Source organism: Sphingomonas guangdongensis (assembly GCF_900199185.1).
In the GTDB taxonomy this organism is placed as follows: Bacteria; Pseudomonadota; Alphaproteobacteria; order Sphingomonadales; family Sphingomonadaceae; genus Sphingomonas; species Sphingomonas guangdongensis.
On the sequence record NZ_OBMI01000001.1, the window covers coordinates 1229726 to 1248043 of the forward strand.

The window sequence follows — 18318 nt, forward strand, 5'->3', positions numbered from 1 at the left end:
CGTGACACGTTGTATCAGATTGTTGCAAAATCTTCATGCAACAAGGATGCAACAAACTGGCAAAAAGTCACGGAAATCTGCGTCTTGATTCCGGACTCTGACTCCGTCAATCAAGGTTCGAATCCTTGTCGGGCATCCAACTCCTTCAGTTGTGTCGAAGAGTGCGATTGCGGCATGGCCGGGTTATGATCGCGTGATGACCTCTCGATTCGCCCTGCTCGCGTCGCTTGCCCTGATGGGGCAGGCCGCTCCGCCGCCGGCCGCCGCTCCGCAGGCGGTGCCGGCGCCCGTGGCCACCCCGGTGCCGGCCGCGACGCCCCAGCCGGCGCTCGTTATGGTGCGGCTGGTCACCAGCGCCGGGCCGATCGTGCTGGCGCTGGAAAAGGAGCGGGCGCCGATCACCACGGCCAATTTCCTGCGCTACGTCGATGCCAAGCGGTTCGACGGCATCAGCTTCTACCGCGCGATGACGACCGAGTGGGGCGGCGGGCTGATCCAGGCCGGAGTGCGGGATACGGCCAAGCTGTTCCCGCCGATCCGGCACGAGCCGACCGACAAGACCGGGGTCAAGCACGTGGAGGGTGCGATCTCCATGGCGCGCAACGCGCCGGGCAGCGCGACCGCCGACTGGTCGATCATGGTCGGCGACATGTCGGGGCTCGATGCGAAACCGGGCGAGCCGGGCTTCGCCGCCTTCGGCCACGTGGTCGAGGGGATGGATGTCGTCCGCAAGATCCTGGCGAGCCCCACGTCCAGGACGATGGGGGTCGGGATCATGAAGGGGCAGATGCTCCAGCCGCCGGTCAGGATCGTTTCCGCGCGGCGGATCTAGCGCCCGACCTGTCGCCGGTGACGGCGCGAAAGGCGACGTCGGGCGGCGGCGAGCGCAGGGCGCCCGGACGTTACCGACCGACCCAGTCGGCGACCTCGCCCGCGACCTGATTGGCGGCCTGATTGAGCGCGACGGCCACTGCCTGCGGCTCCACCGCCGCAACCGGCACGCGCGCCTCGAACCGGCGCCGCTCAAGCGGCGCGTTCAGCCGACGCACGATCGTGGCGTCGAAGGTGACGACCGCGCTGCTGCTCGGCACATCGACGCCGAAGCTGCGCAACTCGCCGCCGAGGCTCACGCCCGCCTCACCGAACATCCGCTGGCCGACGATCGTGCGGCCGGTGCGCGTCGCCACCGTGTCGGACAGGACGCGTGCGAACTGACGGTTGACCGGCTCCACCCAGCGCGCGTCCTTCAGGTAGGCGACGTTGGTCTCACTCGATCGCACGGGGATGCGCAGCGTCGCGATCTCCTGTGGCACCACCGGCACCGCCACGGTCACGCTCTCGGCCGAGGCGGTCTGGGTGGCGCCCGGCTGCAGTGTCGCGGCGGGAGTCAGGGTCAGCAGCGAGGGCGGGGTCTTCTCCCCGAAGCTGAGGCACCCGCCGAGCGCGAGGGCGGGCAGAAGGACGGACAGGCGGGCGAGCTTCAACATCGGGGGCCTCACTTCTTGGGCTCATAGTCGGGCAGGCGCGACGATCCGAGCAGCGAGCTCGCGCCCCCGCGATCGACCTTCTCGGCAACGTTGGAGAGCGCGGCTGCCATCTGGCGCAGGTCGAACACCAGTTGGTTGACTTCCGGCAGGGTCTGGCGGGTGAAGCCCTGCACCCCGGGCTTGGCGGCGGTCAGCACCTCGTTCAGCGTTTCCATGCTCTGCTGCGCCGCGCCGATCGTGCGGTTGAGGTTCGCCATGGCGGGCTTCACGTCCTGCGCCAGGATGCCGTTGGTGGTGTCGGCGAGGTTGCCGATCTGCTGCGCGGCGATCCCCGCCTTCTGGATGGTGATCTGCGTTTCGGCGAGTGTCGCCGCGATCTCCGGCCCGCGATCGGCGAGCGCGTCGGTCAGGCGGTTGGTGTTCTCCAGGATGCCCGCGATCGACGCCTGGTTGCGGTCGGAGAGCAGGCCGGTCAGCCGCTCGGTCAGCGTCGTCAGCCGCTCCAGCAGCTGCGGGGCGGAGCTGAGCAGGGCGCCGATGCCGCCCGCGCGGGTCGGGATCAGCGGCACGCCGAACGGGCAGGCGGCCTGGGTATTGGTGGCCGGGCACTCGATCGGCGGCGCGCCCTTCCTCGCGCCATCCAGCTGGACGGTGCTGGTGCCGGTGAAGCTGCCCTGGATGGTCGCGGTCGTGCCCTGCAGCACCGGGGTTTCCGGCCGCACGCTGACGCGGACCTTCACCAGCTGCGGGTCGGGCGGGTAGAGCGCAATTTCCTTGACCTGCCCGATCGGCACGCCCGAGAAGTTGACCGCCGACCCGTTGGCGAGGCCGTCGACCGACTGCTTGAACAGGATGTCATATTCCTTGTTCTCGGCAACGCCCAGCCGCGCCAGCCACACCATGAAGATGGCGAGCACGGCGAGCAGGATCAGCACCACCGATCCGACGAGCACGTGGTTGGACCGCGTTTCCATGCCTTACCTCACCATCTCGGCCGATGAGCGCTCCTGGCGCTCGATGCTGGCCGTCGCGGCGCGTCCGCGCGGGCCGTTGAAATATTCCTGTATCCACGGGTGGTCGAGCGCGAGCAGCTCCGGGATCGTGCCGACCGCGATCACGCGCTTGTCGGCGAGCACCGCCACCCGGTCGCAGATGGCGTAAAGCGTGTCGAGATCGTGGGTGATCAGGAACACCGTCAGCCCCATCGTCCGCTGGAGCGACCTGGTCAATTCGTCGAAGGCCGCCGCGCCGATCGGATCGAGGCCGGCGGTCGGCTCGTCGAGGAAGAGGAGCTCGGGGTCGAGCGCGAGCGCGCGGGCGAGGCCGGCGCGCTTCTTCATGCCGCCCGACAGCTCGGCCGGGTATTTGGGGCCAGCCTCCGCCGGCAGCCCGGTCATCACCACCTTGTAGGCCGCGATCTCCGCCATCAGCACGGGATCTAGGTCCTTGTAGAACTCGCGCAGCGGGACCTGGACGTTCTCCGACACCGTCAGCGTGGAGAACAGCGCGCCGCCCTGGAACAGCACGCCCCAGCGCTTGCGGATGTCGACCGTCTCGGTCTCTTCGCGGTCGAGCGTCGGCTCGCCGAACACCTCCACCTCGCCGGCGACGGGGGGCTGCAATCCGATGATCGAGCGGAGCAGCACCGATTTGCCGGTGCCCGACCCGCCGACCACGCCCAGGATCTCGCCGCGGCGCACGTCGAGGTCGAGGTTGTCGTGGACAACCTGCTCGCCGAACGCGTTCTTGAGGCCGCGGACCTTGATGATCGGGTCGTTGTCGGCTGCCATCAGATCCACCCGATCCAGGTGAAGAACACCGCGAAGAAGGCGTCGAGCACGATGACCAGGAAGATCGCCTGGACGACCGCGGCGGTGGTGCGGCTGCCGACCTGCTCGGCATCGCCTTCCACCTGCATGCCCTGGAAACAGCCGGCGATCGCGATGATCGCGCCGAACACCGGCGCCTTGACCAGCCCGACGTACAGGTCGGTGATCGGCACCACTTCGCGGATGCGCTGCATGAAGGTGACGGGCGGGATGTCGAGCTGGAGCCAGCAGAGCAGCCCGCCGCCGATGATCGCGATCAGCGACGAGTAGAAGCCGAGCAGCGGCATCAGCAGGATCGCGGCGAGCGTGCGCGGCACCACCAGCGACTCCATCGGCGACACGCCAATCGTGCGCATGGCGTCGATCTCTTCGGTCAGCTTCATGGTGCCGAGCTGCGCGGCAAAGGCCGAGCCGGAGCGGCCGGCGACCATGATCGCGGTCATCAGCACGCCGAGTTCACGCAGCGTGATGCGGCCAACCAGGTTGATCGTGAACACCTCCGCGCCGAACTGGCGGAGCTGCACCGCGCCCTGTTGCGCGATGACGATGCCGATCAGGAAGCTCATCAGCCCGACGATGCCGAGCGCGGACACCCCGACCACCTCGAACCGGTGCACGGTCGCGTTGAAGCGGAAGCGCGCGGGGTGGCGGATGATCGAGCCGAAGGCGATGGTGGTCGCGCCCATGAAGGCGAGGAGCCCCAGCATGGTTCGCCCGGCAGTCGCCGTCGCGTCGCCGATCTCGCCGACCACGCGGCGGAGCGGGGAGGCCGGCTTTGCCGGCACCGCGACCGGCTCGTCGGCGTGCTGGACCTGCTCCATCAGGTGCCGGCCGTCGTCCGACAGCCCGGTGATCTCGGCCCCGGTCCGCGTGGCGTGACGATGCACCACCCAGGCGCCGACGGTGTCGATGCGCTCGATCCCTGACAGATCGAGCGTCCGCGCGCCCGCCTGCTGGTCGAGTCGTTCCGGAAGGTTGCCGAGCTGCGCCAACGACAGGCTGCCGCGGAAGCGCAGCGTGCCCCCCTCATCGGTAAAGTCGGCGTTCATCGGCGCCACCCTTCCCCGATTCGTGTGGCAACGGCAAGGCAATCGGGCGATACGATGCCGCAATGCACTGTTACCTTGCCATTTACGACATGGACCGGACCATCACCCGGCTGCCGACCTGGACGCCGTTCCTCGCCTTTGCCATGCGCGGCCGGGCGCGCTGGCGCCTCGCGCTGTGGCCGGCGGTGGTGCTGATGGCACTCGCGTACACGGCGAAGCTGATCGATCGCGCCCGGCTGAAGCAGGGGATGCAGCGGCTGCTGCTCGGCGGGTCGCTGGCGAAGGAGCACGTCGCGACGATCACCGCCGCCTTCGCCGACCATGTCGTGGCAACCGGCGTGCTCGACGGCGCGCGCGCGCGGATCGCGGCGGACCGCGCGGCCGGCTACCGCCTGGTCATGGCGACCGCCTCCTACGCCTTCTACGCTCGCGCGATCGCCGAGCGGCTGGGCTTCGACGACGTGATCGCAACGGAGAGCGAGAGCGATCCGGCCGGCGCGCTGCTCTCGCGGATCAAGGGCGAGAACGTCTACGGCCCGGCCAAGCTGCGCGCGGTGCAGGCGTGGCTCGCGCGGGAGGGGATCGCGCGGGAGGCGGCGACGATCCGCTTCTACAGCGACCATGTCTCGGACGCGCCGGTGCTGGAGTTCGCGGACGAGGCGTTCGCCGTCAACGCGCACGGACCGCTGCGCCAGCTGGCCAGGCAGCGGGGCTGGCCGATCCTCGACTGGCGGCGGTAGCGCGGGTTGCGCGCGGCGATACGTCACGTGGCGACGTCGATCGCGTGGATCGCGCAGCCGACCAGCCCGCCGACCAGCGTGCCGTTAATGCGGATGTATTGCAGGTCCTTGCCAACCGCGTTCTCCAGCCGGCCGGTGATGGTCTGCGTATCCCAGCCGCGGATGGTGTCAGACACCAGCCGGACGATCGCGTCACCGTAATCGGTCGCGGCGCCGACGGCCGCGCGGCGCACGAAGCGGTTGATGGTGCGGGCGAGGCGCGGCTCGTTCTGAAGCGTCTCGCCGAGCTGGCGCAGCGCGACGCCGAGCTGCCCGGCGAGCAGCCGGTCGGGGTCGTGCGCGGCGCGCAGCATGGCGGCGCGCATGCTTTCCCATACGCCCTGCCACCAGTCGCCGAGCGCGGGATTGTCGAGCAGGTCGTTCTTGAACGCCTCCACCTTGGCTTGCGCAGCGGGCTCGTTCTGGAGGTCGAGCGCGAAGGTCGCCAGCCCCTCCTCGGCCTTGGCGCGCAGCGGGTGCTCGGGATCGTCCGCCATCTCGAGCAGCAGCTTGTAGAGCCCGTCGAGGATCGCGTTGGCGAGCGTTTCGTCCAGCCCGGTCCAGCGCAGGATGGAGCCGGCCTTGCTGGAGATCATGCCACGCAGGATCGGCTCGTTCGCCTCGATCGTGCGGCCGGCCCAGCGCACCACGCCGTCGATCAGCGGCACGTGGCGGTTGTCGGCGATCGCGCTCTGCAACCCGCGGCCGATCAGCGGCGCGACCTGGACCCGGCGGAGCTGCCCGGCGAGTGCCGAGCGCACCATGCCGCCCAGCCGCTCCTGATCGAGCGATTCCAAGATGTTGGCGAACAGCCGGGAGGCGCCGCGCCGCAGCCGCCCGCTGCCGAGTCCGGACGGGTTGGCCAGCCAGCCGCCGACCGCACCCGCGATGTCGATCCGGCCCATCCGGCGGGCGACCACGCGCGGGATCAGGAAGTTCTCACGCAGGAAGCCGGCGAGCGTCGTCGCGATCCGCTCCTTGTTGCGCGGCACGATCGCGGTGTGCGGGATCGGCAGCCCGAGCGGGTGGCGGAACAGCGCGCTGACCGCGAACCAGTCGGCGAGGCCGCCGACCATCGCGGCTTCGGCAAAGGCGCGGACGAAGCCGATCGCCGGGTGACGCGCCTCCTGGCTGCGTGCAAACGCGTACACGCATGCCATCACCACCAGCAGCCCGGTGGCGAGGAGGCGCATCCGGCGGAGCGCGGGTGGGGGGGCGCCCGCGCCGCGGAGCGCCAGTGCGGCGGATGCCATAACCGAAACAATCCCCGAAACCGGGGATTGTTCAAGTCACGGCGGCTTATTCCGCGGGTTGCGCGCCCTCGTCGCCGGCGCGATGCGTGATCCGACCGTGCGGCGCGCCGAGCGCCGGGCCCGCCACCGGGCCGTCGATCACCGGCTGCCCGTCGTCGCCCGGGCGATAGGTAAGCAGGCGGCGGCTGAGCTTCGGCCCGAGCCAGCGCTCCAGCCCGACCGCCAGGCTGAAGCTCGCCGGGACGATCAGCAGCGTCAGCAGGGTCGAGAGGACGAGCCCGCCGATCACCACCACGCCCATCGGCTGGCGCGACGATCCGTCGCCCGACAGCGCGAGCGCGGTCGGGATCATGCCCGCGACCATCGCGACCGTGGTCATCACGATCGGCTGCGCGCGCTTGTGCCCGGCATCGAGGATCGCGGAGAAGGCATCGACTCCCTTCCCCATCTCCTCCAGCGCGAAGTCGATCAGCAGGATCGAGTTCTTGGCGACGATCCCGAGCAGCATGAGGAGCCCGATATAGACCGGCATCGAGATCGGCATGCCGCAGATCCACAGCCCGATGAGGCCGCCCAGGGGCGCCAGCATCAGCGAGCCCATGTTGACGAACGGCGGCATGACCCGGCGGTAGAGCAGCACCAGTACCGAGAAGACCAGGAAGATCCCGGCGAGCACCGCGCCGATGAAGTTGCGGATCATCTCCGCCTGGAACTTCGATTCGCCGAGGCGCAGCTCGTTCACCCCGACCGGCAGGTTCTGCATCGCGGGCAGCGTGCGAACCTTCTTCATCGCCTCGCCGGACACTTCACCGGGCGCCAGATCGGCGCCGATGGTGATGCGGCGCTGCTGGTTCGACCGGTCGATCCGGGTCGGCCCCGCGCCGAAGCCGATATCGGCGACGACCTTCAGCGGCACCGAACCGCCGGTGCTGGTCTGGACCGGCAGGTCGGCGATCGTCGACAGCCGCTGCCGCGCCGACTGGTCGAGCGCGACCCGGATCGGGATCTGGCGATCGCTGAGCGAGAAGCGGGCGGAGTTCTGGTCGATGTCGCCGAGCGTCGCGATCCGGATCGCGCTGGAGAGCGCGGCGGTGGTCACGCCCAGGTTGGCGGCGAGGTCGAGCCGCGGGCGGATCGTGATCTCCGGCCGCTGGAGGTCGCCGGTGATCAGCGGCGAGCGGATCGTCGGCAGCGAGCGCATCCCATCGACGATCGCCACCGCCGCCTGGTTCAACTTCTCCGGATCGTCACCGCCGAGCGTGATGGTGAGCGCTCGGCCAGATCCGCCATTGCCCCAGCCGCCAGCCGCAAAGGAGACGCGCGCGTCGGCGATCTGCGTCAGCTTCGGCCCGAGCAGCCGCTGCAACTCGGCGCTCTTCATGGAGCGGTCCTCGCGCAGCTTGGCGGTCGCCCGGCCGTTGCCGACGAAGGTGCGGGTGTAGACTTCCTCCACGTCCGGATGGGCGCGCAGCACGGCCGCCGCTTGCTGAACCACCGCCTCGGTCTGGAGCAGCGTGGATCCCGGCACCAGCGCGACGTTGGCGGTGATCGAGTCGCGGTCCTCCTCCGGGTTGAAGGTGTTGGGCAGCGCCATGAACATCAGCACGGTCGCGACCAGCGCGCCGACCCCGCCGACGATGGCCGACCAGCGATGCATCAGCGTCCAGCGCAGCACCTTCATGTACTGGTCCATCAGCCAGCCGCCGCCGTGCTCGGCATGCCCCTTGGACTTCAGGAAATAGGCCGCGATCATCGGCGTGACCATGCGTGCGACCAGCAGGCTCATCAGCACGGAGGCGACCACCGTCAGCCCGAAGTTCTTGAAGAACTGGCCCGACACGCCCGGCATCAGCCCGACCGGGAGGAACACCGCGACGATCGACATGGTGGTCGCGAGCACCGCGATCCCGATCTCGTCCGCGGCGTCGATCGACGCCTGGTAGGCCGACTTGCCCATCCGCATGTGGCGGACGATGTTCTCGATCTCCACGATCGCATCGTCGACCAGCACGCCCGCGACCAGGCTGAGCGCGAGCAGCGTCATCTGGTTCAGGTCGAAGCCGAGCAGCTCCATGAACCAGAAGGACGGGATCGCCGAGAGCGGGATGGCGAGCGCGGAGATGAAGGTCGCCCGCCAGTCGCGCAGGAACAGGAAGACGACGATCACCGCCAGGATCGCGCCCTCGATCATCGCGTCGATCGCGACGTGGAACTGGGTCTCGGCGTATTTGGAATAGTTGAAGAGCAGCTGGAAGCGGACCTCCGGATTGCGCTTCTGCAGCTCCTCCAGCTTCTTCTGCGCCGCCTTGAAGACGGTGACGTCCGATGCGCCCTTCGCACGCTGGAAGTCGAAGGTGAGGACCTGCCGGCCCTCCGACGTCGAGAGCGAGCGCTGCTCGGCGTAGAGATCGCGGACGTCGGCGACGTCGGCGAGCCGCACGCTGCGCCCACCGACCGCGATCTGGGTCTGGCCAAGCGTGTAGGCATCGCGCGCATTTCCGAGCACGCGGACCGACTGTTCGGAACCGGCGATCTCCGCCCGCCCGCCCGCGGCGTTGAGGTTCACCTGGCGCAGCGCCTGATTGACCTGGCTCGCCGTCAGCCCCTGCGACTGGAGCTTCAGCGGATTGAGGATCACCCGGATCTCGCGGTCGAGCCCGCCGTTGCGGTCGACCGTCGCCATGCCGGGCACGCTCAGCAGTTCCTTGGCAACCGTGTTGTCGATGTACCAGGAAAGCTGCTCCAGCGTCATCGCCGTGGTCTCGGCGCTGAAGCTGGCGACGTCGTTGCCGCTTGTATTGATGCGCCCGATCTGCGGCTCCAGGATGCCGTCGGGCAGGTCGCCGCGGATTTGCTGGATGGCGTCGCGGATGTCGTTCACGGTGCGGTCGATCGGGGTGCCGATGTCGAGCTGCACCACCGTTTGCGAATTGCCCTCCGTCACCGTCGAGTTGATCTCGTCGATGCCCTGGAGCGAGCGAACCGCCGCCTCCACCCGCTGGGTGATCTGTCCCTCCAGCTCGCTCGGCGCGGCGCCGGGCTGGCTGATCGAGATGAACGCGACCGGGAAGTCGATGTCCGGCTGGTTGTTCACGTCCATCCGCATGAAGCTGACCAGCCCCATCAGCGTCAGCGCGGCGAACAGCACCAGCGGCGGAACCGGGTTCCGGATCGACCAGGCGGAAATGTTGCGGAAGCCCATGTGCTTACCTAGCCTTTTGTGCCTGCGGCTTCACGGTCTGGCCGGGATTCAGGAAGGCTCCGGCCGAGAGCACGACGCGCTCCGTTCCCGTCAGCCCGCTCACGATCGAGACGCCGGCGTCCGAAACCTCGCCGACGCGGACGTCGCGGCGCACCGCCTTGTTCGCGCCGTCGACGATGTACACGAAGTTGCCGCGGCCGTCGCTCAATACTGCCGATTCGGGCAGCAGCGGCGCCTGCTCGCCACCGACGTTGATGCTGGCGCTCGCGAAGCCGCCCGGGCGTAGCGCCGGATTGAAGCGGAGCGCTACGCGCGCGATGCCTTGTCGATTCTGCGGGTCGATGATCGGTGCGACCTGCCACACCTCGCCCGCGAAGGACTCGCTGCTGCCGACCGGCGTGACCTGGGCGATCATGCCGGTGCGCACGCGGACCAGGTCGCTTTCCGCCAGTTGCGCGCGCATCTCCATTTGCCCGCCCATCGCGATCCGGAACAGCTGGCCGCTGCCCGAGCTGACGATCTGCCCGGGTTCGACCCCGCGAGTCAGCACCAGCCCCTCGGCCGGTGCGCGGATGTCGAGCCGCTGATTGCGCGCGCGGGTCTCGCCGAGTTGTGCCTGCGCGACGCGGACGCGTGCGGTGGTCTGCGCCAGCGTTGCCTCGCGGCGCTGGACATCCGCCTTGGAGATGAAGCCGCGGTCGACCAGCTGGCGCGCGCGGTCGAGCTCCGCCTTGGCGAGCTCGGCATCGGCCTGCGCGACGCGGACCTGCGCCGCGAGCGAATCGGCGGTCTGCGCCTGGACCGAGCGGTCGACGGTGGCGAGCACTTGGCCGGACTTGACCCAGCTGCCCGCCTCCACCAGCACGCGGGTGACGATCCCGCCTTCGCCGGCGATTCCGACCGGCATCTCGCGGCGCGCGGCGATCTGGCCGGTGCCGGTCACGACGCTCGCCACCGCCGAGCGGCCGGGCACGACCACGCTGACGACCGGCACCTGCTCCGCGCCGCGCGCGGCACCACCGGCCTTTGGCGCGTCGTCGCCGCCGCGCATCAGCATCATTGCAGCAGCCACCAGCGCCAGCGCCGCGACCACGACGCCCGCGATCACCCACTTGCGTCGCGGGGAGGGCGTCTCTCCCTTGAGAAGGAGCGTTCCGCCGCCGGTCATCCTGCTGTCAAAATTCATCTTGTTGCCTCAGCGGCTCGCCGCAATGGCGGAGCGTGTATCACTGTGTTATAGTAATAGTGCACTCGGCTCAACCCCGGTGCGCCTCGCGCGGGCACCTAGACGCTTAGACCCACCGGCGCCACCGTCACGGCGGCGCACGTCAATGTTAATGCTTGTCTGCTGCGGCGTGAACGCAACGTTGCCGCCGTTCATGATCGGTTGCGCCGCGTCCCGGTAGCGCTGACGCGTCACAGGAGGAGATCGACCCATGTTCCGCCCGCTTGCCGCCGCCCTGATGCTCGCCTCGCCGGTTGTGGCCGCCGCGCAAGTGCCGCCGCCGCCCCCGCCGCCCATCGACGGAACGCTGCTGGAGGTGAGCGCGGCGGGACGGGTCGCGCGGGTGCCCGACGTCGCGACGATCCGCGCCGGTGTGGTGACCCAAGCGGCGAGCGCAAACGAGGCGCTGGCGGCGAACGCCACCCGGATGAGCGGCGTGCTCGCCGCCTTGAAGGGCGCGGGGGTTGCGCCGCGCGACCTGCAGAGCGCCGCGGTGCAGCTCCAGCCGCAGTATCGCTACGGGGAGAATGTGCCGCCGGTGATCACCGGCTACCAGGCGACCAACAGCGTGTCGGTCCGCCTGCGCGACATCGCGCGTGGCGGGCGCGTGCTCGATGCGCTGGTCGGGGCGGGCGCGAACCAGATCGACGGGCCGACGCTGTCGATCGACCAGCCCGACGCGGCGCTCGACGAGGCGCGGACCCAGGCGATCGCCACGGCGCGCGCCCGGGCGGAGCTCTACGCCCGGGCGGCGGGGCTGCGTGTCGCGCGCATCGTGTCGATCACCGAGAGCGGCGACGGCTACGTTCCCGCCCCGCCCCCGATCGTGATGATGGCGCGGATCCAGTCGGACCGGCCAGAGACGCAGATCGCGCCGGGGGAGCAGGACGTCAGCGTCACCGTCCAGGTCCGCTTCCTGCTCAGGTGACGACGAAAAGGGGCCGCCGGTCGCCCGGCGGCCCCTGTGTCGCATCAGACCCTTGTCGGCTTAGCGGACCGAGCCGCGGCGGACGAGGTTCACGATCGCGAGCAGGACGATCGCGCCCAGCAGCGAGTAGAGGAAGCTCATCACCGTGATGCCGTTGTTGATGTTCGCGCCGGTCACGAAGCCCGCGATCACCGCGCCGACGATGCCGACCACGATGTTCAGGATGATGCCCTGCTGCGCGTCGGTCCGCATGATGATGCTCGCCAGCCAGCCCACCACGCCGCCAACGACCAACCAGATGATGATGCCCATGGTCCGTCCCTCCGTTGTCAAGACGCCCGGCGTACATGCCGGACCCGTCGGAATGCATGACTCGCAGACCGGCCGCTTTGTTCCGGGCGCGTTTCGGTAGCCGATTGCGAAACGGCCCGCCGTCCGGGTGGACGACGGGCCGTTCCTGCGGTCAGAGGCCAGGGGAGCTGGCGTCCGATCTCAGTATTTCTGCTGCCGCTCGTAGAGCGAACGATAGTGCTGGATGCGGGTGACGCGCAGCCCCGGCATCCCCGAACGATCGATCGCGCGCTGCCAGCCGGCGAACTCCTCGGCGGTGAGGCCGTAACGACTGCACACCTCGTCCACGCTCAGCAGGCCCCCGTTGACCGCCGCCACGACTTCCGCCTTGCGCCGCACGACCCAGCGGGTCGTCGACGGCGGCGGAAGCGAGTCCAGGGTCAGCGGCTCGCCGAGCGGACCGATCACCTTGGCTGGACGGATTTTCTGGTTTTCGATCATTCCAAACCCTTCATCCGGAGCGGGGCAACTCCGACACACAACCCTGTGTAACGACCGTTAGAGCGGGAGCTTGAACCTTACCTCAATCGGTGCGGTAAACGCCGCCTTCACGAGTGTTTCCATCGTCTTAGCGCCGCCGCCGTCGCGCCGCAGAACGCCCCGTCGGCGGGTGCCAGCGGGTCGGCTCCGGCGCCTGCACGCCCGATCGACGCTTGCGCGCGCGCAGTGCTGCTTCCCGCCTGGCGCGCGGCGACGCCGACCAGCAGCACCGCGAGCCGGACCGGCAGCGCGGTGACCGGGTGCGCGTCGGCACGGGCGAAGCTGAGATCCAGGAGAAAAGCCTTTCAACGCGGGAACGGTGAGGCGTCGCTGTGGCGCAGCACGTCTGAAAGCGGGGTAAAGGGGCGAGCACTTTGCGTGCGCGCGCCTGTCCCGCTAAGGGACGCGGCGCATGGAGATCAGTGGCTTTCAGCTATCCGGCCCGGCCAGGGCGCGGCGGATCGTCGTGGCGATGTCGGGCGGCGTCGACTCGTCGGTCGTCGCCGCGCTCGCCGCGCGGACAGGGGCAGAGACGATCGGCGTCACCCTCCAGCTCTACGACCACGGCGAGGCGGTGGGGCGTGCGGGCGCGTGCTGCGCGGGGCGCGACATCCGCGACGCGCGCGCCGTCTGCGACGCACTCGGGATCGCCCACTACGTCTTCGATCACGCCTCGTCGTTCCGGGCCCAGGTGATCGACGACTTCGCCGACGAGTACCTCGCGGGGCGTACCCCCATCCCGTGCGTCAAGTGCAACATGGGCCCAAAGTTCACCGACCTGTTCGCGCTCGCCCGTGATCTCGGCGCGGATTGCCTCGCCACCGGTCATTATGTCCGCCGGGTGGAGGGTGCGGACGGTGCGGAGCTGCACCGCGCGATCGATCCGGCGCGCGACCAGAGCTATTTCCTTTTCGCGACCACCGCCGCGCAGCTCGACTATCTCCGCTTTCCGCTCGGCGGCATGGAAAAGGCGCAGGTGCGCGCGCTCGCCGCTGAGCTCGGCCTCGGCGTCGCGGCCAAGCCGGACAGCCAGGACATCTGCTTCGTGCCGGAGGGCAACTACGCCGACGTCGTGCGAAAGGTCCGCCCGGACGCCGACACCGCGGGCGACATCGTTGACGAGGGCGGGCGCGTGCTCGGGCGTCACCGCGGGCTGATCCACTACACCGTCGGGCAGCGCCGCGGCCTGGAGATCGGCGGGGGGCACGATCCGCTCTACGTCGTGCGCATCGACGCGGCCGCGCGGCAGGTGGTGGTGGGACCCAAGGCTGCGCTCGCGGTGGAGGCGGCGCGGCTCTCGGACATCAACTGGGTGGGTGGCGATCACCGCGGACCGCTCACCGCCAAGGTCCGCAGCCTGGCGAAGCCGGTTGCGGCGCGGCTCGCCGGCGACCGGCTGGTGTTCGAAGCGCCCGAATATGGCGTCGCTCCGGGCCAGGCGGCGGTACTCTACGCCGGGGAGCGCGTGCTCGGCGGCGGCTGGATCGCGGCGACTGAGCGGGCGCGGGTGCCGCTCGCGGCCTGACCTACCTGGAGGGCAGGGGGAAGCGGTCTACCTCTCGCCAGTTGATCAGGCGACGCGACCCATCAGCGCCAGGGCCGCCGGCGACCGTCGCCAGTGTGCCGACGTAGTTACGCCAGCTGGCGGCGTCGGCGTGGTAGACGGAGACGAATACTCGGCCGGTGAACCGATACTGGCCATAGGCGCCGCGCATGCTGACGATCGTTGCCGGCGCCTGATCGCCCACCCGGCTGGACGCGATCAGCGCGCGCGGATCGGTAGTTGCGGCGCCGCGCGCGACGCTCTCGGCAACCGTCTCGCACACGCTCAGTGCGGCGCAATCGCCCTTGGCGTTCGCGAGATTGTGGATGAGGTAGCGCGAACCCAGCTCCCGGTGCAGGCCGCGCAGCAGTGCCCAGCGGTCCTGCGAGTTCAACGTGACCTGGACCGGCTCGGCCGCAGCCGCCAGCATCGGCATCAGCAACAAGGACAGCATGTACGCCTCCTGATCACCGGATCGTAAACGCAGGTTACGCTACGTTGATCCCGGCTACAATCGGAAGCTGCCCTCGATCACCGTGACGCAATCGCCGCGCAGAATCACCCGCTCGCCGGCGAGCTCGCACCCGACGTGCCCGCCGCGCGCGCTCGCCTGATAGGCGGTGAAGCGGGTGCGACCGAGCTTCTCGGCGAAATAGGGCACCATGACCGCGTGGGCGGAGCCGGTGACCGGGTCCTCGGGAATGTCGAAGGCGTGGGTGAAGACGCGGCTCACGACGTCGGCGGTCTCGCCCTGCGCCGCGACGATCAGGACGTAAGGGCCGAGTGCCGCGACCGCGCGCCCGTCCGGCGCGGCGGCGCGCACCGCGGCCTCGCCGACGACCACCACCAGTGCATAACCGGTGTCGTACCACAGCGTCTCGACCGGCGTGACGCCCAGCGCGGCGACGATCTCCGGCAGGTCGGCAGGCTGCGGCCGCCACGCCGGGAGCGCCATCGCATACCCGCTTCCTTCCCGCGCGACCTCCAGCACGCCCGCCCGTCGCGTGCGGAACTGGACCCGATCGCGCGGGGGATCGGCTGAGAGCACGTAGTGCCCGCTCGCGAGCGTAGCATGACCGCACAGCGCAACCTCCGCCGCGGGCGTGAACCAGCGCAGCTCGAAGTCCGCGCCGTCGCCGCCGTCGTCCTCGCTGCCGGCGATCGGCACCAGGAAGGCGGTTTCGCTCAGGTTGTTCTCCTGCGCGATCCGCTGGAGCACGTCGTCGTCCAGCCAGGCGGTGAGCGGCATCACCGCCGCCGGATTGCCGGTGAACGGCCGGTCGGCGAAGGCGTCGATCTGGACAAAGGGGATGGTCACATGCGTTTCCCGAACCAGTGTGGCGTCACGTCGGCCTCGACCAGTTCGTTGTCGGTGTCGACGTGCCCTTCCGGGTCGAGATGGATCAGCACCTCGACCTTCGGATAGGCGCGCTTCAGCGCGTCCTCCACCCGCTCGACGATCTCATGCGCGGCGAAGACGGAAAGGCGGGGGTCGACCTCCATGTGGAACTGCGCGAAGTCGTGCGCGCCCGAGCGGCGGGTGCGGAAGTCGTGAATGCCCCGCAGGCCGGGCTGCTGCGCCGCGACGTCGATGAACGCCCGGCGCTGCGCTTCCGGCCACTCCTTGTCCATCAGCTGGTCGATGGCGTTGGACGACGCCTTGAACGCGCCCCACAGCAGCCACAGCGCGATCGCGACTCCGAACAGCGGGTCGGCACCGCGCCAGCCGAGCACCTGGTCGAGCACCAGCGCGACGATGACGGCGGCGTTGAGCAGCACGTCCGACTGGTAGTGGATGTTGTCGGCGACAATCGCGACCGATCCGGTGTGGCGGATCACGCGACGCTGGTAGATCAGCAGCAGCGCGGTGCAGGCGATGGCGATGACGGAGACGCCGATGCCGAGATCGGCGTCCTGCGTGCGGGCCGGATCGCCGAACGCGACCACCGCCCGCCAGCCGATCCCGAGCGCGGAGGCGGTGATCAGCGCGACCTGGAACAGCGCGGCCAGCGCCTCCGCCTTGCCGTGGCCGAAGCGGTGGTCATGGTCGGCGGGTTCGGCCGCGACCTTGACGCCGTAGAGCGTGACGAGGCTCGCCAGCAGGTCGAGCCCGGTGTCGGCGAGGCTGCCGAGCATCGCGACCGAGCCGGTGTGCCAGGCCGCGAACCCCTTCAGCGCGAGCAGGAAGCAGGCGGTCGCGACGCTGAGCAGCGCCGCGCGGATCGCGAGCGGAATGGCGCGGCGGCGCTCGTTCTCCGTCACGGGTAGAGCATCCCTTCGCGCCAGCCGTCGCCTTCCGCCACGAACAGGCGGCGGTGATGGAGCCGGCCGGGTCGATCCTCCCAGAACTCGATCCGCTCAGGGCTGACGCGGTAGCCGCCCCAGTGCGCCGGGCGCGGCACGACGTCCGGGAAGCGCGCGTCGGCGGCGGCGTAGCGCTCCTCGAAGGTCTCACGGCTATCGAGCGGGCGCGACTGGTCGGAGGCGACGGCGCCCAGCTGCGACGCCCGGCTGCGCGAGGCGAAATAGGCGTCCGACTCGGCGTCGCTGACCGGGCTCACCGGTCCCTCGATCCGGACCTGCCGGCGTAGCGACTTCCAGTGGAAGAGCAGCGACGCGTGCCGGTTGGCGGCGAGTTCCTCGCCCTTGCGGCTCTCGCGATTGGTGTAGAAGACGAAGCCGCGCTCGTCGTGCCCCTTCAGCAGCACCATCCGCACCGATGGGCGGCCGGCCGCGTCGGCGGTCGCGAGCGCGACGGCGTTGGGGTCGTTCGGTTCGCCGGCTTCCGCTTCGTGGAGCCAGGCGTCGAACAGCGCGTGGGGGTCCTCGACCATGCGCGCCCCATAAGCCTGCGGCCGATTCGACGCAATCAGCGCAGCCAGCTGACCACCAGCGCGACCGCGCAGGCGGCGGTCACCGCGACGGTGATCCAGCCGAGCGTGTTGGTCCGCCACCCGTTGGTGCGCGCGCCGACCACCCGGCGGCTGTTGGTGAGCAGCATCATCATGAGGAGGAGCGGCGGCACCAGCAGGCCCTGCACCACGCCCGCCCACACCAGCATGCGCATCGGATTGAAGCCGAGGAAGTTGGCCCCCGCCGCCAACGCCGTCGTCGCGGCGATGACGGCGTAGAACAGCCGGTTCTCGTTCGGCGCCTGGTGCAGGCTGCCGTCGCGGCCGAGCGCCTGGGTGATGTTGTAGGCCGCCCCCGTCGTCATGATCGGCACCGCCAGGAAGCCGACGCCGACCACGCCGGCCGCGAACAGATATTTGGCGGCGGCCCCGGCGAGCGGCTCCAGCGCCGATGCGGCGTCGGCGGCCGATGCGATCTCCCGCTGCCCGGCCGGATGCAGCGTCAGCGCGGTCGACAGGATGATGAAGTAGAGGATGACGTTGGAGAACAGCATCCCGATCAGCACGTCGCGGCTGGTCCGCTTCATCTCGCGCGCGGTCGCCCCGCGGCGCTGGCGCGGGTGGCGGCGCCCGGCGGCGATCTGTTCCTCCACCTCCTGGTTCGACTGCCAGGTGTAGACATAGGCCGACAGCGACGTGCCGATGCACGCGACGACCAGCGCCAGGAACTCGGGGCTCCAGCTGACGTCCGGGATGACGGTCGCACGGAGCACCGCCAGCGGATCGGGTCGGGCCAGCACCGCCGCGACCACATAGGCGAACAGGAACAGCGCCAGCCACCGGAACAGCCGGTGGATTGCCGCGTAGGACCCCCAGTACTGGACCGCGAAGACGATGGCGGCGCTCGCCACCACGATCGCGGGCACCGGCAGCGGCACCAGCAGGTTGAGCGCGGCACCCATGCCGCCCAGGTCGGCCGCCGCCTCGATCAGGTTGCCCACGGTTGCGAACACCACCGTTGGCACCAGCACCCAGCGCGGGAACTGCTCGCGGATGCAGGCGAACAGCCCCTTGCCGTAGACCTGCCCGATCTTCGCCGAGAGGTAGGTCACGACATACATCATCGGCAGCAGGACGGGCGCGATCGGGAGGAACGACAGCCCGTAGGCGGCCCCGGCGCTGGCGTAGGTGCCGATCGCGGAAGGATCGTCGTCCGCGGCGCCGGTCACCACGCCGTTGCCGATCCGCTTGACGACGCCGACGTCGCGGGGCGCCAGGGCTGGCGGCGGCTGGTCGGCGGGGGTGCGGGCGGTCATGGCAGCGGCATGGCTTGGCGGACG

The 18318-nt window shown here is 69.8% G+C and carries 18 protein-coding genes; 4 read left to right on the forward strand and 14 right to left on the reverse strand.

Annotation, left to right across the window (positions count from 1 at the left end; genetic code table 11):
• Positions 1 to 196: 196 nt before the first annotated feature.
• Complete coding sequence (locus tag CRO12_RS06015; RefSeq protein ID WP_097063029.1) at positions 197 to 832, forward strand: peptidylprolyl isomerase; 636 nt, start codon at positions 197 to 199, stop codon at positions 830 to 832.
• Between the two features lie 70 nt (positions 833 to 902).
• On the opposite strand, the gene CRO12_RS06020 is transcribed toward CRO12_RS06015, so the two are convergent.
• Genes CRO12_RS06020 through CRO12_RS06035 form a run of 4 tightly spaced genes read right to left on the reverse strand, consistent with a single transcriptional unit; the run spans position 903 to position 4365 of the window.
• Positions 903 to 1487 carry an ABC-type transport auxiliary lipoprotein family protein gene (locus tag CRO12_RS06020; RefSeq protein WP_097063030.1) on the reverse strand — a complete coding sequence of 195 codons (585 nt, stop codon included), beginning with the start codon at positions 1485 to 1487 and terminating at the stop codon, positions 903 to 905.
• Positions 1488 to 1495: 8 nt separating this feature from the next.
• Positions 1496 to 2461: an MlaD family protein gene (locus CRO12_RS06025; RefSeq protein ID WP_097063031.1), complete on the reverse strand. Its 966-nt coding sequence runs from the start codon at positions 2459 to 2461 to the stop codon at positions 1496 to 1498.
• Between the two features lie 3 nt (positions 2462 to 2464).
• Positions 2465 to 3277 (reverse strand): ABC transporter ATP-binding protein, encoded by an 813-nt coding sequence (locus CRO12_RS06030; RefSeq protein WP_097063032.1) that lies wholly within the window; start codon positions 3275 to 3277, stop codon positions 2465 to 2467.
• Entirely contained in the window at positions 3277 to 4365 is a 1089-nt protein-coding gene (locus CRO12_RS06035) for an ABC transporter permease (protein WP_097063033.1), read from the reverse strand. Before CRO12_RS06035 ends, CRO12_RS06030 begins: the two co-directional genes overlap by 1 nt.
• A 62-nt stretch (positions 4366 to 4427) precedes the next feature.
• Here CRO12_RS06035 and CRO12_RS06040 point away from each other — a divergent pair, with 62 nt between their 5' ends.
• Positions 4428 to 5105 carry an HAD family hydrolase gene (locus CRO12_RS06040; RefSeq protein ID WP_097063034.1) on the forward strand — a complete coding sequence of 226 codons (678 nt, stop codon included), beginning with the start codon at positions 4428 to 4430 and terminating at the stop codon, positions 5103 to 5105.
• Positions 5106 to 5128: 23 nt separating this feature from the next.
• Here CRO12_RS06040 and CRO12_RS06045 read toward each other — a convergent pair whose 3' ends face one another.
• Genes CRO12_RS06045 through CRO12_RS06055 form a run of 3 tightly spaced genes read right to left on the reverse strand, consistent with a single transcriptional unit; the run spans position 5129 to position 10785 of the window.
• Positions 5129 to 6397, reverse strand: coding sequence for a DUF445 domain-containing protein (locus CRO12_RS06045; protein WP_245858225.1), 1269 nt, complete (start codon positions 6395 to 6397; stop codon positions 5129 to 5131).
• Positions 6398 to 6443: 46 nt separating this feature from the next.
• Positions 6444 to 9599, reverse strand: a complete 3156-nt coding sequence (locus tag CRO12_RS06050) for an efflux RND transporter permease subunit (protein ID WP_097063035.1) — start codon at positions 9597 to 9599, stop codon at positions 6444 to 6446.
• A gap of 4 nt (positions 9600 to 9603) precedes the next feature.
• A complete protein-coding gene (locus CRO12_RS06055; RefSeq protein ID WP_097063036.1) occupies positions 9604 to 10785 on the reverse strand; it encodes an efflux RND transporter periplasmic adaptor subunit in 1182 nt (393 codons plus the stop codon).
• A gap of 250 nt (positions 10786 to 11035) precedes the next feature.
• Between CRO12_RS06055 and CRO12_RS06060 the strand changes: the two genes are divergently transcribed.
• Entirely contained in the window at positions 11036 to 11752 is a 717-nt protein-coding gene (locus tag CRO12_RS06060) for an SIMPL domain-containing protein (protein ID WP_097063037.1), read from the forward strand.
• 60 nt (positions 11753 to 11812) lie between these two features.
• On the opposite strand, the gene CRO12_RS06065 is transcribed toward CRO12_RS06060, so the two are convergent.
• Positions 11813 to 12064 (reverse strand): GlsB/YeaQ/YmgE family stress response membrane protein, encoded by a 252-nt coding sequence (locus CRO12_RS06065; RefSeq protein ID WP_097063038.1) that lies wholly within the window; start codon positions 12062 to 12064, stop codon positions 11813 to 11815.
• 180 nt (positions 12065 to 12244) lie between these two features.
• Positions 12245 to 12544: a CtrA inhibitor SciP gene (sciP, locus tag CRO12_RS06070; protein WP_097063039.1), complete on the reverse strand. Its 300-nt coding sequence runs from the start codon at positions 12542 to 12544 to the stop codon at positions 12245 to 12247.
• 451 nt (positions 12545 to 12995) lie between these two features.
• Here sciP and mnmA point away from each other — a divergent pair, with 451 nt between their 5' ends.
• The gene (gene mnmA, locus CRO12_RS06080; protein ID WP_097063041.1) at positions 12996 to 14108 is read left to right on the forward strand and encodes a tRNA 2-thiouridine(34) synthase MnmA; all 1113 of its coding nucleotides are present in this window, start codon (positions 12996 to 12998) and stop codon (positions 14106 to 14108) included.
• Between the two features lies 1 nt (position 14109).
• On the opposite strand, the gene CRO12_RS06085 is transcribed toward mnmA, so the two are convergent.
• From CRO12_RS06085 to CRO12_RS06105, 5 genes are read right to left on the reverse strand one after another with little or no spacing between them, the layout of a single operon-like run.
• Positions 14110 to 14580: a hypothetical protein gene (locus CRO12_RS06085; protein ID WP_097063042.1), complete on the reverse strand. Its 471-nt coding sequence runs from the start codon at positions 14578 to 14580 to the stop codon at positions 14110 to 14112.
• A gap of 54 nt (positions 14581 to 14634) precedes the next feature.
• Entirely contained in the window at positions 14635 to 15444 is an 810-nt protein-coding gene (locus CRO12_RS06090; protein ID WP_097063043.1) for a PhzF family phenazine biosynthesis protein, read from the reverse strand.
• Complete coding sequence (locus CRO12_RS06095; RefSeq protein WP_097063044.1) at positions 15441 to 16388, reverse strand: cation diffusion facilitator family transporter; 948 nt, start codon at positions 16386 to 16388, stop codon at positions 15441 to 15443. The genes CRO12_RS06090 and CRO12_RS06095 overlap by 4 nt, the downstream gene beginning before the upstream one ends.
• Entirely contained in the window at positions 16385 to 16960 is a 576-nt protein-coding gene (pdxH, locus tag CRO12_RS06100; protein WP_097063045.1) for a pyridoxamine 5'-phosphate oxidase, read from the reverse strand. Before pdxH ends, CRO12_RS06095 begins: the two co-directional genes overlap by 4 nt.
• 35 nt (positions 16961 to 16995) lie before the next feature.
• Positions 16996 to 18294, reverse strand: a complete 1299-nt coding sequence (locus tag CRO12_RS06105) for an NRAMP family divalent metal transporter (protein WP_097063046.1) — start codon at positions 18292 to 18294, stop codon at positions 16996 to 16998.
• Positions 18295 to 18318 lie beyond the last annotated feature (24 nt).

Coding starts and splice junctions, on each gene's coding strand:
- CRO12_RS06105 (WP_097063046.1), bottom strand. CDS start 18,294: ATGACCGCCCGCACCCCCGCCGACCAGCCGCCGCCAGCCCTGGCGCCC.
- CRO12_RS06065 (WP_097063038.1), bottom strand. CDS start 12,064: ATGGGCATCATCATCTGGTTGGTCGTTGGCGGCGTGGTGGGCTGGCTG.
- CRO12_RS06035 (WP_097063033.1), bottom strand. CDS start 4,365: ATGAACGCCGACTTTACCGATGAGGGGGGCACGCTGCGCTTCCGCGGC.
- CRO12_RS06040 (WP_097063034.1), top strand. CDS start 4,428: ATGCACTGTTACCTTGCCATTTACGACATGGACCGGACCATCACCCGG.
- CRO12_RS06025 (WP_097063031.1), bottom strand. CDS start 2,461: ATGGAAACGCGGTCCAACCACGTGCTCGTCGGATCGGTGGTGCTGATC.
- CRO12_RS06060 (WP_097063037.1), top strand. CDS start 11,036: ATGTTCCGCCCGCTTGCCGCCGCCCTGATGCTCGCCTCGCCGGTTGTG.
- CRO12_RS06085 (WP_097063042.1), bottom strand. CDS start 14,580: ATGCTGTCCTTGTTGCTGATGCCGATGCTGGCGGCTGCGGCCGAGCCG.
- CRO12_RS06020 (WP_097063030.1), bottom strand. CDS start 1,487: ATGTTGAAGCTCGCCCGCCTGTCCGTCCTTCTGCCCGCCCTCGCGCTC.
- sciP (WP_097063039.1), bottom strand. CDS start 12,544: ATGATCGAAAACCAGAAAATCCGTCCAGCCAAGGTGATCGGTCCGCTC.
- CRO12_RS06050 (WP_097063035.1), bottom strand. CDS start 9,599: ATGGGCTTCCGCAACATTTCCGCCTGGTCGATCCGGAACCCGGTTCCG.
- CRO12_RS06015 (WP_097063029.1), top strand. CDS start 197: ATGACCTCTCGATTCGCCCTGCTCGCGTCGCTTGCCCTGATGGGGCAG.
- mnmA (WP_097063041.1), top strand. CDS start 12,996: ATGGAGATCAGTGGCTTTCAGCTATCCGGCCCGGCCAGGGCGCGGCGG.
- CRO12_RS06030 (WP_097063032.1), bottom strand. CDS start 3,277: ATGGCAGCCGACAACGACCCGATCATCAAGGTCCGCGGCCTCAAGAAC.
- CRO12_RS06045 (WP_245858225.1), bottom strand. CDS start 6,397: ATGGCATCCGCCGCACTGGCGCTCCGCGGCGCGGGCGCCCCCCCACCC.
- pdxH (WP_097063045.1), bottom strand. CDS start 16,960: ATGGTCGAGGACCCCCACGCGCTGTTCGACGCCTGGCTCCACGAAGCG.
- CRO12_RS06055 (WP_097063036.1), bottom strand. CDS start 10,785: ATGAATTTTGACAGCAGGATGACCGGCGGCGGAACGCTCCTTCTCAAG.